This is a genomic window from Exiguobacterium sp. SH3S1 (genome assembly GCF_004337105.1).
Classification (GTDB): domain Bacteria; phylum Bacillota; class Bacilli; order Exiguobacteriales; family Exiguobacteriaceae; genus Exiguobacterium; species Exiguobacterium aurantiacum_A.
On record NZ_SJUW01000035.1, the window covers coordinates 1 to 429 of the forward strand.

The following is a 429-nucleotide window of genomic DNA, read 5'->3' on the forward strand; positions in this document are numbered from 1 at the left end:
ACATCTCCTTTGGCCTTTTTTTAACAATAACTGGCCGCTACTTAATGCTCTGTTTCGGGCAGCCACTCGAGCTATGCTGCAGTTGGCTCGCAAACAGGGTATCGAAATTGGTATTTTCTGTGCCTTGCATACTTATGGCCGGCAACTCAATCAACATCCGCATGTTCATGTTTCCGTCACTCGAGGGGGTTTGGATAGTAAACATAGTGTATGGCGAAAGCTGTTTTCTAAAAAAAAGGATGTCGAAGAAATCTGGCGAGGGGCTGTTATCCGACTACTGCGTCACAGTTATGATTTAATTAACCCTGGCCTTCTTCCCGGTCTTGGCCATATCCGTGACAAAAAACATTGGCGGCGTTACTTGAGGGCGCAGTACGGACGTTATTGGAAAGTGCACTTTGCTAAAAAAACGAAAGGGGCATGGCATAG

The 429-nt window shown here is 46.2% G+C and carries 1 protein-coding gene; it reads left to right on the forward strand.

Annotated features, from left to right (window positions below):
- Positions 1 to 429, forward strand: a 429-nt coding sequence (locus EVJ26_RS14265; protein ID WP_201738382.1) for a transposase, incomplete at both ends; no start/stop codon positions are given.